Here is a 14,260-nt window from a genome sequence, read left to right on the forward strand (position 1 = left end):
TACAAAGCTGGCGGATAAACATAAGGCGGTTACCGAGAGGTAGGCCGCGGTACCTCTGAAATATCCTGGAGCTGAGCTTCGATCCACACCTCTACTTCGGCAAGCACTTCATCGGGCATACGCCCAGCCGTTTCAATCGGCTTGCCAATCCGTACACGCAGTACGCCTGGCCGCTTAACCCAGTGGCGTCCCGGCCAGCGCTCGCCGGCGTTGTGGGCCACTGGCAAGACCGGTACCCCCGCACGACACGCCACCACGCTGCCGCTTTTGTTGTAGCGCTTGCGGATGCCTGGATCTACCCGCGTCCCTTCCGGAAAAATCAGCACCGAAAGCCCCGTTCCCAAACGCTCGACACCCTGGGTAAGCACTTGCTTCATCGCCCGCGCAGGTTTTGAGCGATCCAAACTGATGGGGCGTAGCAAGCGCAAACCCCAACCAAAGATCGGCAAGCGCAGTAATTCGCGTTTCAGAACGGTACATACCGGCGGCTTCATTACCTGCAGAAACACGGTTTCCCACTCACACTGGTGGTTGGCTTGGATCACACAAGGGCCACTGGGCAGATTTTCCTGCCCTTGGATGTCGTAGCGCACTCCGCAGGCAATACGAAACCACACCATCAAAAAGTAGTTATACAAATTGAGCAGCCGGTAGCGGCCAGATAGTGGAAGAAACGGCGCAATGGGCAAAAACAGGATGCCGATCATCAGCATGGCCAAAAAGTAGCCAGCATAAAAGATCAAGCTGCGGACCACATTTATCAAGCCGACACTCCTGTATCGCTGAGACGGTTACTTTCACGGGTTACACACCACGCATCCAACATACGCCCAGCCTCTAACCGCCACGGTTTTTGATGAACACCAAACACATCCAGCACACGCCGGCAGTTCAAAACGCGCCGTAGCTTTGCATCATGATGATGTTTAAGCGGTTGCACCTCGCCGAGAGTAATCTGCTCACCGCGCCCCTCAAGGTGCGTTAACAGCTGGGTACGCACCATGGAGGTAAAAGTAAAGGCGCTGACCGGCTCGGTGCCAGCAAGATGGTAAGCCCCCCAAGCCTCAGCACCGCTGACCTGCTGCTGTAGCATGCCAATCAGCGCCATGGCGACGGCATCCGCGGAGGTCGGGCAAAAAATCACATCCTCAGCAGCGCGCACTGCCTTCCCAAGAACCAAATTACCAATGATGTCATTTAGCCACGCATGGCTGCCTTCCAGCGCAAACAGCGGGCCTAAGCGCACAATCAAATGACGCTGAAACTCCGCACGGATGCGATCACCGGTCTGCACCAGACGGCGCAAGCTGTCATCCCGTGGCGCGGGCACCACATGTTCATCAATGGGGACATCCAAGCCGTCTTCGTAGAGCTGATCGGAGACACACCATATCAACGCTACGTCTTGCGCCTGGCAGGCATCCAGACAAATATCTACCGCATCGGCATGCGCCGTCACATCCGCTGGCGCCATATTCAGTGGATGGGCCAATGGCGGAATAATCACGGCGTCCGGGGCTATCGCCTCAAGACGCGAAGCGGTAATGATTGTGCCCTGCTCAATGACTAACTCCGTATCGGCGCGACGGCTTGCTTCCCGAGCCAGTGCCAAGCTTAAGCAGTGGCCAGCATCCAGTATTAACAGCTTCAAGACATCCCTCCCTTATCACGCTCGCTTCCGCGCTGCGCGACGAATAGCACGCTCAGAACGGGATCTCATCGTCGAAGTCGTCGAAGTTACCCGGATCCGGGGCGCCGTAGCTGCTGTTCTGCTGGTTGGGCGGTGGAGCTTGGTTGCCCTGCTGCGGTGCTGGCTGCGCGGGCCGTGGCGGTTGCTGTGGACTCTGCCCGCCAGGGTAGTTATTTCCGCCTTGAGGCGCGCCACCCTGAGGGGGATAACCTCCTTGGTGATTAGCGGCAGGATTATTTTGAGCGGGTGCATTCTGAGGAGCGTTCTGGGGATAGTTATTTTGCGGAGCGCCACCGCCCTGGTAATCACCGCTACGGCCATCAAGCATCTGCATATCGTTGGCGACGATTTCTGTCGAGTAGCGATCTTGCCCATTCTGATCCTGCCACTTACGGGTTTGCAGGCGCCCTTCAATATAGACTTTGGAGCCTTTTTTCAGGTACTGCTGGGCGATTTCAGCGGTTTTATTGAACATCACCACGCGGTGCCATTCGGTGCGCTCTTGGCGCTGACCGCTTTGGCGATCCATCCAGGTATCAGTGGTGGCCAAGTTTAGGTTGGCCACGGCGGTGCCGCTGGGGGTGAAACGCACCTCTGGATCCTGCCCGAGGTTACCAATCAAGATGACTTTGTTAATGCCGCGAGCCATAAGGTGCTCCTTTGATAGCTGTCATGTAGTGTTTATTGCCAACCGCCGCCCCACTTCATTGGCACGGCTAGATTAAGATTTTGGGGGTGCCATCAGCTTGTTCAACGCTGCCTGATCAAGTTGCTGACGGTTCACCTTTAAATAGACCAAGCGCTCTTCCGGCACCACCATGACATCTTCCACGCCGACCACATCGGCTAAGTGTTCCATCAACAGGTCGAGCGCGTCTGCCTGGGTCTCGTGAAGCGCCACCACTTCGCTGGAGAGAGGTGGCGGTGCGGGCATCCGCCACATGGCTATCCACCAGCATAGCGCCAGCCCAGCGCAGCCAATGAAGACCGCATTGAGGCCACCATAGTGAGCCAGCAAGCCGCCTAGCGTACCGCCTAAAAAAGCGCCTAAAAATTGGCTGGTGGAGTACACCCCCATCGCGGTTCCTTTGGCGCCAGCCGGGGCAAGCTTACTGAGCATGGAAGGTAGCGTCGCTTCCAGCAAGTTAAAGCCGGTGAAGAACACAAACAGCCATACAAACAGCCAGTAGCTTGGCGAGAGAGGCAATCCCAGCCCCGCCAAACTCAGCACAATAGCGCCGATCGCTGCAAGACACATCAAGCGCATGCGCTGCTGCTTCTCAGCCACAATAATCAGCGGCACCATAGCAACAAACGATAGCGCCATAATGCCAAGATACGCCAGCCCATGATACTCAATCGCCACACCGGCGTTTAGCAGGCGAAAAGGTACCGCGACAAATATCGCCATCAGCACTAAGTGCAGGGCAAAAATCGACACATCCAGCCGCCATAAATCGGGGCGGGTGATGACGCTTTTAAACTGCTGGCGATCCATGCCCACATCGCGGTGACGTCGCCGCCGAGGCGCGGCAGGCACCCAGCGCCATAGCACCAGCAGCCCCACCAGCGTTAATAGCGAGGTAAACCAGAAGACCCCAGCCAGCCCCGCCCAAGCGGCAAGCCACGGCCCCAGCACCATCGCAATCGCAAACGAAACGCCAATAGAGAGCCCAATGGTGGCCATAGCGGCGGTGCGAATTTCTTCACGGGTTTGATCCGCCAGCAGCGCCATAATGGCCGCGGCAACGGCACCGCCACCCTGCAGCGCTCGCCCGGCAATCACACCAATAATGGTATCGGATAGAGCGGCGACCACGCTGCCGAGTGCAAATATCAATAGTCCCATGGCAATCACCCGCTTACGACCAATGCGGTCAGAGAGCAAGCCAAACGGGATTTGCAGCGTTGCCTGGGTTAAACCATAAATACCCAGCGCCACGCCCACGAGTAGCGGAGTCGAACCCTCAAGGGTGTCGGCATACAGCGCCAACACCGGCAGCACCATAAATAGACCCAGCATGCGCGATGCATAAAGCCCGGCCAAACCACTGATCGCACGTCGTTCAGAGGCCAGCAATAGTGCGGAAACCTTGCGCATAATGCCCTTTTATATGCTGATTAAGCATGTGGTGAGTCAGTGTGGATTGTGACAATCCTCTATTCTAGCGGTTTGGGCTGGCGCTGGAAACGTCGCGAGTTGACGCAGGTTATCAAAGCGGTTTTGCCGGGAGGGTGCCGACAAACGTATAATCACGCTTTTGCCGCGCGATTCGAGGTGTTGATGGACAGCATTCTGGTCAGGGGTGCCCGCACCCACAACCTCAAGCAGATCGATGTGGAGCTGCCCCGTAACAAGCTGATTGTGATTACCGGCCTCTCCGGCTCGGGTAAATCGTCGTTAGCGTTTGACACCCTTTACGCCGAGGGGCAGCGCCGCTACGTGGAGTCGCTCTCCACTTATGCGCGCCAGTTCCTGTCGATGATGGAAAAGCCCGATGTAGATCACATCGAAGGGCTGTCACCTGCGATCTCCATTGAGCAGAAGTCCACCTCCCACAACCCGCGCTCGACCGTGGGCACCATCACCGAAATTTACGACTACCTGCGCCTGCTGTTTGCCCGTGCCGGGACGCCCCGCTGTCCAGAACATGGCGAGGACTTGGAAGCCCAGACCATCTCGCAGATGGTCGACCAGGTCATGAACCTCACCGAAGGCACCAAGCTGATGCTGCTGGCGCCGGTAGTCAAAGGCCGCAAGGGCGAACATTTACAGTTATTAGCCGAGCTGCGCGCTCAGGGCTTCGTACGCGCCCTGGTCGATGGCCAAGTGCTGGAACTGGACGACATCGCACCGCTGGATAAGCGCAAAAAGCACGATATCAGCGTCGTCGTTGACCGCTTCAAAGTGCGCGACGACCTTGCCCAACGTTTGGCGGAGTCCTTTGAAACCGCGTTGAACCTCGCCGACGGCACCGCCATGATTCACTTTATGGACGGTGAGCGCGACGATATTGCCTTCTCGTCACGCTTTGCCTGCCCGGTGTGCGGCTACTCGCTGGCGGAACTTGAGCCACGCATGTTCTCGTTCAACAATCCTGCAGGCGCCTGCCCTACCTGCGACGGTCTGGGTGTACAGCAGTACTTCGACCCGGACAAGCTCATCAGCCACCCGGAGCTATCACTTGCCGAAGGCGTGATCAAAGGCTGGGATCGGCGCAATATCTACTACTTTACCCAGCTTCAGGCGCTGGCTAAGCACTACGACTTTGAGCTGGAAACACCCTGGCAAGAGCTCGCCCGCCACGAGCGAGAGGTTATCTTAAACGGCAGCGGCGACGAGCAGATCCCGTTTGTGTACGTGGGTGATCGCGGTCGTAAAGTGACCCGCGAACACGCTTTCGAAGGCGTGTTGCCCAATATGCAGCGCCGCTATCGGGAAACCGAATCCAACATGGTGCGCGATGACCTGGTCAAATACATCGCCGTCCAGCCCTGCGCCACCTGTAACGGCTCGCGACTGCGTAAAGAGTCACGCCATGTTTACGTGGATGATCACAATATCGCCGAGATTGTGCGCTTTCCGATTGGCGAAGCGTGGCACTATTTTGCCGATCTGAGCCTACCGGGTCGCAAAGGTGAAATTGCCGATAAAATCGTCCACGAGATTCACGCCCGGTTAGAGTTTTTGGTCAATGTAGGGCTGGACTATCTCAACCTGGAGCGCAGTGCCGATACCCTTTCCGGCGGTGAAGCCCAGCGTATCCGTTTAGCCAGCCAAATTGGCGCAGGCCTGGTCGGGGTGATGTATATTCTCGATGAGCCGTCGATTGGCTTGCACCAGCGCGACAATGACCGACTGCTGAAAACCCTTGAGCGGCTGCGTGACTTGGGCAATACCGTGATCGTGGTAGAGCACGACGAAGACGCCATTCGCGCCGCCGACCACGTGCTGGATATCGGCCCAGGTGCGGGTGTGCACGGCGGTGAAATTGTCGCCCAGGGCACCCCGCAAGACGTAATGGACAACCCTAACTCGCTGACCGGCCAATACCTCTGTGGTACCCGGGAAATCGCGGTGCCGCCCTACCGTATTCCTGGCAACCCGGAAAAGCAGTTGGTGGTGCGCGGCGCTACCGGCAATAACCTGCAGAATGTCACACTTAGCCTGCCGCTAGGGTTGTTTATCGCCATTACCGGTGTTTCCGGCTCGGGTAAATCGACGTTGATCAACGGCACCTTGATGCCGATTGCGGCTCGCGAATTAAATCGCGCGACGACATTGACCGCCGCGCCCTATGAGAAGATCGAGGGGCTCGACCAGCTCGATAAAGTGATCGATATCGACCAGAGCCCGATTGGCCGCACGCCACGCTCAAATCCGGCCACCTATACGGGTATTTTTACGCCGATTCGAGAACTGTTTGCGGGCACCCAAGAAGCGCGTTCGCGGGGCTATAAGCCTGGTCGCTTCAGTTTTAACGTCAAGGGTGGGCGCTGCGAGGCGTGCCAGGGTGAAGGCATGATCAAGGTAGAGATGCACTTTCTACCGGATATCTACGTGCCTTGCGATGTCTGTAAGGGCAAGCGCTACAACCGTGAAACCCTGGATATCCATTACAAGGGTAAAACGATCCACGAAGTGTTGACCATGACCGTGGAAGACGCGCTGGAATTCTTCAGCCCGGTACCGGCGATTGCCCGTCGCCTGCAAACCTTGCTCGATGTGGGGCTCTCCTATATCCGCTTGGGACAGAGCGCCACTACCCTTTCCGGCGGCGAAGCACAGCGGGTTAAACTCGCCCGCGAACTGGCCAAGCGCGATACCGGCAAAACGCTGTATATTTTGGATGAGCCGACCACCGGGCTGCACTTTGAAGATATCCGTCAACTGCTGACGGTACTTCACCGCCTGCGCGATCACGGCAATACCATCGTGGTCATTGAGCACAACCTGGATGTGATCAAAACCGCCGACTGGATTGTCGATCTTGGCCCCGAAGGGGGTTCTGGGGGCGGGCAGATCATCGCCGAAGGCACGCCTGAACAGATTGCCAAGCAGAAAGTCTCGCATACCGGTCGATTCTTAGCGCCACTGCTGGCACGGGGGAATCGCGCAACGAAGCGCTAGCACGCTCTTTCTTGAAGGCAGGGTGGGCAGACGCGCCCACCCCAGACTAAATAGCCATGCTAGTTAGTACCTTTGGGCAACGCAGTAGATGGCCACATTGTTTATAGTGGCGAGCAGATTATAGTTAGCAGGATTATGCAATCCTCTGCCGGAGGGATAAGCCGTGGGTCAGGAAAATAGCTGTATTATTAAGCACTTCAATCACTACTGTTCATTAAGCGATGACGAGAAGGAATTGCTCATGACGCTGGAGGAGAGCCCGTCCGATATTAAGTCGGGCACGCTACTCTGGGAGATGGGCGCCCCGGCCAATGAGTTCTGCACGTTAAAAAGCGGCTGGGCCTACTCCTACCGTCATCTTGAAAATGGTGACCGCCAGATTCTGGAAGTGTTTTTACCGGGGGATATTATTGGACTGCGCGAGTTTGCTTTCTCTGAGCGTCTTGAGAATGTGCGCATGATTGATGACGGGGTGATTTGTCATTTTCCGCACAAGCGCATGCTGGAAATATTCCGCCAATCTCTCCCGCTAACATCAGTCATGTTTGCCATCAGTAGCCGCCAACAAGCGCTAATGACCGAGCGGCTAGTGACGCTGGCTAGACGCAGCGCACGCCAAAAAATGGCGCACTTCCTTTATGAGATGTATCTACGGCTGCGCCAAACCAACCCGGATATTAGCAACCAGTTCCGCCTGCCCCTCTCTCAGGAACAGTTAGCCGATGTGCTAGGGCTAAGCCCGGTACACGTTAGCCGTACCTTTACCGCACTCAGCGAAGATGGTTTGGTGTTTCGCGATCGCCACCACCTAACGATACCGGATTTAAAGGCCCTGAGTACCGAAGGGCAGTTTGACGACTGCTATCTCACCGACAATGTCCGCCCCCTGTTAGGCGAAACGGCATAAAAAAACCGCGTGCTGTTAGCACGCGGTTTTTAAACCAAAGGCCTCAGCTCAACCTAACCACACTTGGACCAGCCGCAGCCTGCATAGCAGGTGGGGCATCCATCCATCATGATGAGCTCGCCGCGACACTCGGGGCAGTTACCCACGATGGCTGGGCCACTGCCTTCAGGCTTTTTTCCCTTCGTTGCCTTATCACCGCCAATCGTCTCCACCGCGCCTGTTTCAATGGGTGCATCATTAGCGTCTTCTTCAGCACCGGGCTGCCAAGCGTGGCCGTGAGCCATACGATGGGCATAACGCTCTACCAGCTTTTCAACCGGCACTTGGTTGCCATCCCGATCCAGAAAACCGCGGCGATAAAGAATCTGCTGAATCGACCAAGCAATCGCCGCCACTTCCGAATCGTGGAACATTGGCTTGTTCCAACGGTTCATACCACAGCGCACCAAGCCTTTGTCCCAGGCTACTTTGCGCAGATCCGCCACCGCCTGGGTAACGTAACCGCCACGCGCCGCCAGTGAGAGACTACGCATGGTCGCAGTGATCCACTGGTGCTCACTGGAGAGCTGGCCCGATGGGAAGAAAAACTCCACCGGACGCTCAATCACCACTCGCTTACTACCAATTACGCCTTCCACTGGCATAAACGACACCAGCAAATAGACTTTTTTGCGCCCTTCCGCGCCTACGTATGAAATCTTTTCAGACACGGCTTCCAAAGTGCCTTCCGGACGGGAAGGTATACGCACCGTTAGCGGATCTTCATCTTGTAACGCAGGAACGGAAACGGCCTGCTCCTGCTGCTTGATACGGTAACCAACAATTTTTGAGGTAATTTCTACAGCCATGGTGTTCTCCATTTAGCAAAGGTGTGCGTTTAAAACAGATGGCGCTTAACGCGGCATCACCATTTGCCGTAGGTGCCTTCTTTTAAGCCATCAAAGAGGTTGGCAGCGTTATGCTCTTCACCGTCGTAAATCACCTTCTCATTCCCGGCTAGTTCGAGGGTTTCACCATTTTCAAGTTCAAATACGTAGGTCGTGTTTTTAAGATCATCTTCCCGTACGAGCACGCCCTGGAAAGCTTCGGGATTAAAGCGGAAAGTAGTGCAGCCTTTTAAGCGGCTTTCATAAGCCTGCAAATAGAGGTTCTGGAACTGTTCAAAGGGGAACTCGGTAGGTACATTGACCGTTTTCGAGATCGCTGAATCCACCCAGTGCTGGGCGGCGGCTTGAACAGCAACGTGCTGTTCGGGAGATATCGCATCGGCGGTGACGAAGTAGTCAGGTAGGTCGCTGTCCACCGCATCAGAGGCGATAAAGTGACGGTAGGCGGCCAGCTCAAAGGAGACGACTTCGACCTGCTCTTTGGTCTTCTTGCCCGACTGAATAATATTGCGGAAATAACGGTGCGAGAAGGAGGGTTCGATACCATTGGAGGCGTTGTTACCCATCGACAGGCTGATCGTGCCGGTCGGTGCGATCGAGCTGTGGTGGGTGAAGCGCGCGCCGTGCTCGGCTAGCTGTGACACAAGCTCCGGCTCAAGCTCGGCCACTTGGGCCATGTACTGACTATAACGGGCGTGCAGGATACGCCCCGGCACCTGATCGCCCACTTCGTAGCCATCTTTGGCCAGCTGAGGCCGCTCGCGCAACATTTTGGGAGTAATGGTGTGCTCCTGCTCAAGCACCGGCGCCATGCCTTTCTCTTGGGAGAGCTCCAGCGCCTGCTTCCAACCCTCTATCGCTAAGTGGCGGCTCACCTCATCAGTGAACACCAACGACTGCTTAGAACCGTAAGGAATTTTGAGCATGGTGAGCGTTGAGCCTAAGCCTAAGAAGCCCATGCCGTGGCGCCGCTTGGCTTCTATTTCACGCTGCTGCTGGGGCAACGGCAAACCGGCAATCTCGACCACGTTATCGAGCATACGCGTGAAGATCGCGACCACTTTGCGGTAGCGTTCCCAGTCAAAGCGCGGATCGGCGCCGAAGGGGTCGATCACAAACTTGGTTAGGTTGACCGAGCCCAGCAGGCAGGCACCTTCCGGCGGCAGGGGTTGTTCGCCACAGGGATTCGTCGCACGGATATCTTCGCAGAACCAGTTGTTATTCATCCGATTAACCTGGTCGATCAGGATAAAGCCGGGCTCGGCGTAGTCGTAGGTGGAGGACATAATGGTGTCCCACAACTCCCGCGCTTTAATCACTTCGACAATGCGGCAGGCGACGCGGCCTTCGGCATCGACCGTGTAGCCCTCTTCAACTACCGGCCAGTCACGGTAGATCAAGTCTTCCGCTTTAACGTCCTCTTTCTCGCCAGGGTGCAGTGGAAAGGCCAACGGCCAGTCGGTATTGTTTTTCACCGCTTCCATAAACTCGTCGGTGATCAGCAAGCTAAGGTTAAACTGACGCAGACGCCCCGCTTCGCGCTTGGCCTGAATAAACTCGCGCACATCTGGGTGGCCCACATCGAAGGTACCCATCTGAGCACCACGCCGACCACCTGCAGAGGCGACGGTGAAGCACATCTTGTCGTAGATATCCATAAACGCCAGCGGGCCGTTGGTGCCTGCGCCAGCACCGAATACGAACGCGCCCTTATGGCGCAGCGTTGAGAAGTCGTAGCCGATACCAGCCCCGGATTTTAGCGTCATACCCGCATCGACCACCGAGTCGAGAATATCGCGCATTGAATCGCGAATCGTGCGGGAGACGGTGCAGTTAATCAGACTCACCGCAGGCTTGTAGGCCTCAGCGCCCGCGTTGGAGAGAATACGACCGGCAGGTATGGCGCCATTTTCCAGCGCCCAGCGGAACTTCGGCAGCCACTCTTCCGCCTTATCACCTTCCACCGCAGCCAGGGCGCGAGCAACACGTTCAAACGTAGCACCGACGTCTTGATCCACGGGTTGACTATGACGATCCTTGAGACGGTATTTGGCGTCCCAGATTTCCCGCGAGGGGGCCTGCATCGGGACATCATTAGAGGTCTTCATAGCCTTGGCAGCGGTGCTCATGTCGCAAAACTCCTTCACAGCGGGGTGAATTATAGCGCTCAAATAGGGCGATTATACGTAGCATCGGAGTGAAGTATAGACGTGACATCCCACCATATGAGGCACTTTTTTTACTTTTTTCTACCATATATAGGAAAATCAGCGCGTTACTGTTTTGCCAATCCCAAACACAATATAGACTGGGGTTTTGGATTAAATGGCTTTGATCATGTCCGCAACTCACTCCCTGCGCTCTCCATCCCAGTGCCTTTGCACGCTCACGTTAACCGTTGTGGCGATAGTGACCATGTGGATAGCCGCTACGCCCGTCGCTAACGCGACCACGTTCAATACCGACGACGTGGCCACCCACGACCATTGGCAGTCAATGACGCTCTCACTGGGTGGCGAACGCCACCATCGAGCGGTAGAAACCCACAGCTACTCGGATGCGACGCTGAGCGTGAATACTACCTCGGGCGTTTGCGATTTACCCTGGCTGGAGATGCGAGTCACCCTTGAGCAGCAGCAGGGAGAGAGCCGTACAGTAAACTTGGTGCCCACTCGGCTGCGCATCGATGAAAGGCCCGTCATCGACACCATGGCGGAATTTATCACTGAGCGCGGTGATGACGGGTTTTATGCTCACTTTTATTTAAGCGACTTGGAAACACTGATGGCCGACATGCGCCAGGGGGAGCAGCTATTTCTCGGCTTCGACCAGGAAGAGCGCGAGCCGTGGTATATGACCTTTAGCCTAAAAGGTGCCGATGCGGCGATCAACCGAATGCTCACCCAGTGTGAAGGTAGTGGCGCCTAATAAGGTTTGATTAAATCAGCACCACAGGCTCAAACGCCATTGCAACGCGGTTGCGTCCGCCATGCTTAGCGCGGTACATGGCGTCATCAGCCCGGGAGATAATATTTTTACAGCTGTCCCCCGGCTGCCAAACAGCGACACCGATACTCACTGTAACCGTTTGCTCAACTCCCTCTATACGCAGCTCTGCTACCAGCGAGCGCAGCCGCTCGGCCAGGCCAACGGCGGCATCAACATCGGAATGAGTCGCCAGCACAATAAACTCTTCGCCTCCCCAACGTCCCAGGTGGTCGCAGCCACGCAGCGAGCTTTCCACTAAGCGCGCCAGGGCCACCAGTACATCGTCACCCACGCTATGGCCGTGAACATCGTTGATCTGCTTAAAGTTATCCACATCGAACAGTAGCAAGGCAAAAGCGGCCGCATAGCGCTTGGCAGCCACTAGCTCTGCATTGATCGCTTCTTCGATGCGGTAACGGTTCCACACCTTGGTTAGAGGATCGAAATGAGCTAATTGCTCAAGACGCTGGTTAGCTTCGGCAAGGGCTTTGCGTTCGTGCTCCAGGTGCATATTCAGTGAGCTAATTTCATAGGCAGAAATCGCTAGCGTCAGGTCTTCTCCCAAGTCTACCGCCGCTAAGCGCTCTACCCGCAGCCACGCTTCACTTCTGCCGACTACCTCTTCAGACCAAGCAACCGATGGAGCCAATGTCACGGCCGGTTTAGGGTTAGTTGTAGGCTGCATCGCCCAATACAGCGTTTCCACCTGCTCGGGGCGAAAAAAAATCAGCCAGGCGCGCTGGGTCGAACTCATCGGCAGCGGCACCGCTAGCGCCCCACACTGCTCGGGCATGGCTAGCGAAGCGGTTAACGTCTCTGTGCCGATTTCGCGCGTGCACCAAGGGCCGCTATGCACATGAGTTCTTTCCAGACGCAGCACAAACTGGCTAATCGCTTCTGGAGTCGGCGTCACACCCACTTGATAAGCGCCACCATTCACCCACAGCACCACGCCATGGGCGCGAAATAGTTTCATCCAGATAGCCGCTTGCTCATGAAGTAACTGCTGGGGACTTTGCGGCTCGCTGCGCGCTCGCGCACTGAGCACGAGACTATCCTGAACCCGTTGTAGATAGCGGGCTTCTTGACGCGCCCGTAGCAACAGCATGCGCTGGGTGGCCATTTGCACGAGGGTGCGAACGGCATCACGCACGGGGGGTTCAACCGAGTGCGGCGCTGGCGAATGGCAAAACACTAGACCCCATAAGCCAGTATCCCCCTGCATGGCCAAACTGAATGAGCCACGCACCCCCAGGCGATGTAAATACTGCTGCCGCTCAGGGGCAGGGGCACGTAAAAAGCTGCCGCTAAGGCTCACTCCCGAGTAGGCGGGCATCAGCGTTTCAGGCGGCGCATCGACGTCTTCAATTAACCGAACGGGGTAATGTTGGTAACTTTTGCGTAAGGCGAAAGGAAAGTCGCTTGAGGGGAAGCGCTGCCCCAACAGCGAGGGCAGCTGGTTGCCCAGCGTTTCGGCGACCATTAAACCATGCCAATCACTGTCGAAATGGCACACGGTGACGCGATCATGGCCGGTGAGCTGTTGAATAGCGTTAACCAAGCAGTCGAGCAGCTCTTCCTGGTGGGTTGCTTCGGCTAAATGCATCAACCGCTCATTGACTGTGCCCAGCAGGCGGCGCTTACCTTGGGGGTTGAGTGGCTCAATCTCGACGATGACCTCCCCACCCGCTCGGTAAGCATAGAGCTGAAAACGCATGTTGCTATGCTTGGAACGAATAAACACCAGCGGGCCGGAAAGTTTCTGCTGCCCCTGCAACTCGCGACGCACCCGCTGGCTTAGCCGTTTTCCTAACACATAGGCAAGAGTACGCTGCCCATTTTCAGGGCGCTCAATACCGGTCAAGCGGGTTAAGTTGGTGCTACTGGCTTGAATGCGGCGACAATCGGCATCTAAAACCAGCAGAGCTCCAAACGGCTGCAACCGCGGGTGGTACATGGACACAAACGTGGCCTCGCAATCTATTCACCCTCGACCTGCTGCCTTAGCAACAACTCTACGCGACGGTTGGCAGCTCTGCCCTCCGCAGTTGCGTTCGGTTCCATGGGTTGGGTGTCGGCATAACCGACGGCCCGCATACGAGAGATATTGAACCCTTGGCGCTCTAAATGCCTCACCACAGCGATAGCCCGCGCTGATGAAAGCTCCCAATTAGAGGGGAAGCGGGCCGTTGAAATAGGCACGCTGTCGGTGTGGCCTTCTACCGAAATCTGACCGTCAAAACGGGTCAGCACATCGATAAGGCTTTCTACCACATCTTGCCCACGGGAAGTCAGTACAGCTTGGCCACTGGGAAATAGCAGACTGGTATCAATCCGCAGTGTGACCCCTTCGCGCCCTTGGGAAACGCTGACCCCCGGAATGTCGAGCCCATCAAACTGCGGCTGAACGCCTGAATGGCGGGGCTGAATGCCGGTGGCTAGCGACGCCAGCGGCAATGATGATACAGCGCTAGCCGAGCGCATGAAAGCAGTATCAGCCGCCTCACCGCCGCCCGGCGGTGTCAGTGAAAGCAGCAGCACAAAGAGCGTGATTAGCAGCGTCAGCACATCCAAATAGCTGGTTAGCCAACCATCATCACCATCGCCTAGCGACGGCGTCATTTCCAGTGCATGGCGCGTATCACGGTCTAACATGC

General features: G+C 56.3%; 11 protein-coding genes. 3 read left to right on the forward strand and 8 right to left on the reverse strand.

The genetic code is table 11. The annotated features are described in order from the left end of the window. Nucleotides 1-29: 29 nt before the first annotated feature. The 4 genes from HZU72_RS03205 to HZU72_RS03220 all read right to left on the reverse strand — a co-directional run bounded on the left by HZU72_RS03205 (nucleotide 30) and on the right by HZU72_RS03220 (nucleotide 3,791). Complete coding sequence (locus HZU72_RS03205) at nucleotides 30-764, reverse strand: lysophospholipid acyltransferase family protein (RefSeq protein ID WP_180090457.1); 735 nt, start codon at nucleotides 762-764, stop codon at nucleotides 30-32. Beyond that, on the reverse strand, nucleotides 761-1,651 hold the full coding sequence (locus HZU72_RS03210) for a sugar nucleotide-binding protein (RefSeq protein WP_180090459.1): 891 nt from the start codon (nucleotides 1,649-1,651) through the stop codon (nucleotides 761-763). The genes HZU72_RS03205 and HZU72_RS03210 overlap by 4 nt, the downstream gene beginning before the upstream one ends. Nucleotides 1,652-1,703: 52 nt before the next feature. Further along, a complete protein-coding gene (locus HZU72_RS03215; protein WP_180090461.1) occupies nucleotides 1,704-2,339 on the reverse strand; it encodes a single-stranded DNA-binding protein in 636 nt (211 codons plus the stop codon). Between the two features lie 72 nt (nucleotides 2,340-2,411). After that, nucleotides 2,412-3,791: an MFS transporter gene (locus HZU72_RS03220; RefSeq protein WP_180090463.1), complete on the reverse strand. Its 1,380-nt coding sequence runs from the start codon at nucleotides 3,789-3,791 to the stop codon at nucleotides 2,412-2,414. A gap of 183 nt (nucleotides 3,792-3,974) precedes the next feature. Here HZU72_RS03220 and uvrA point away from each other — a divergent pair, with 183 nt between their 5' ends. Further along, a complete protein-coding gene (uvrA, locus tag HZU72_RS03225) occupies nucleotides 3,975-6,821 on the forward strand; it encodes an excinuclease ABC subunit UvrA (RefSeq protein WP_180090465.1) in 2,847 nt (948 codons plus the stop codon). 163 nt (nucleotides 6,822-6,984) lie between these two features. After that, complete coding sequence (locus HZU72_RS03230) at nucleotides 6,985-7,728, forward strand: Crp/Fnr family transcriptional regulator (protein ID WP_180090468.1); 744 nt, start codon at nucleotides 6,985-6,987, stop codon at nucleotides 7,726-7,728. Nucleotides 7,729-7,781: 53 nt separating this feature from the next. Here HZU72_RS03230 and HZU72_RS03235 read toward each other — a convergent pair whose 3' ends face one another. Both HZU72_RS03235 and HZU72_RS03240 read right to left on the reverse strand, forming a co-directional pair. Beyond that, on the reverse strand, nucleotides 7,782-8,576 hold the full coding sequence (locus tag HZU72_RS03235; RefSeq protein ID WP_180090470.1) for a ribonucleoside-diphosphate reductase: 795 nt from the start codon (nucleotides 8,574-8,576) through the stop codon (nucleotides 7,782-7,784). A gap of 56 nt (nucleotides 8,577-8,632) precedes the next feature. Then, nucleotides 8,633-10,744 carry an adenosylcobalamin-dependent ribonucleoside-diphosphate reductase gene (locus HZU72_RS03240; RefSeq protein WP_180090472.1) on the reverse strand — a complete coding sequence of 704 codons (2,112 nt, stop codon included), beginning with the start codon at nucleotides 10,742-10,744 and terminating at the stop codon, nucleotides 8,633-8,635. A 196-nt stretch (nucleotides 10,745-10,940) separates the two neighbouring features. Here HZU72_RS03240 and HZU72_RS03245 point away from each other — a divergent pair, with 196 nt between their 5' ends. Further along, entirely contained in the window at nucleotides 10,941-11,543 is a 603-nt protein-coding gene (locus tag HZU72_RS03245; protein ID WP_180090474.1) for a hypothetical protein, read from the forward strand. Nucleotides 11,544-11,553: 10 nt separating this feature from the next. Here HZU72_RS03245 and HZU72_RS03250 read toward each other — a convergent pair whose 3' ends face one another. After that, nucleotides 11,554-13,560, reverse strand: coding sequence for a sensor domain-containing diguanylate cyclase (locus HZU72_RS03250; RefSeq protein ID WP_208457942.1), 2,007 nt, complete (start codon nucleotides 13,558-13,560; stop codon nucleotides 11,554-11,556). Nucleotides 13,561-13,583: 23 nt separating this feature from the next. Then, nucleotides 13,584-14,258: an OmpA/MotB family protein gene (locus HZU72_RS03255; RefSeq protein WP_180090478.1), complete on the reverse strand. Its 675-nt coding sequence runs from the start codon at nucleotides 14,256-14,258 to the stop codon at nucleotides 13,584-13,586. Between the last annotated feature and the right edge of the window lie 2 nt (nucleotides 14,259-14,260).

The organism is Vreelandella sedimenti (assembly GCF_013416325.1).
Taxonomy (GTDB): domain Bacteria; phylum Pseudomonadota; class Gammaproteobacteria; order Pseudomonadales; family Halomonadaceae; genus Vreelandella; species Vreelandella sedimenti.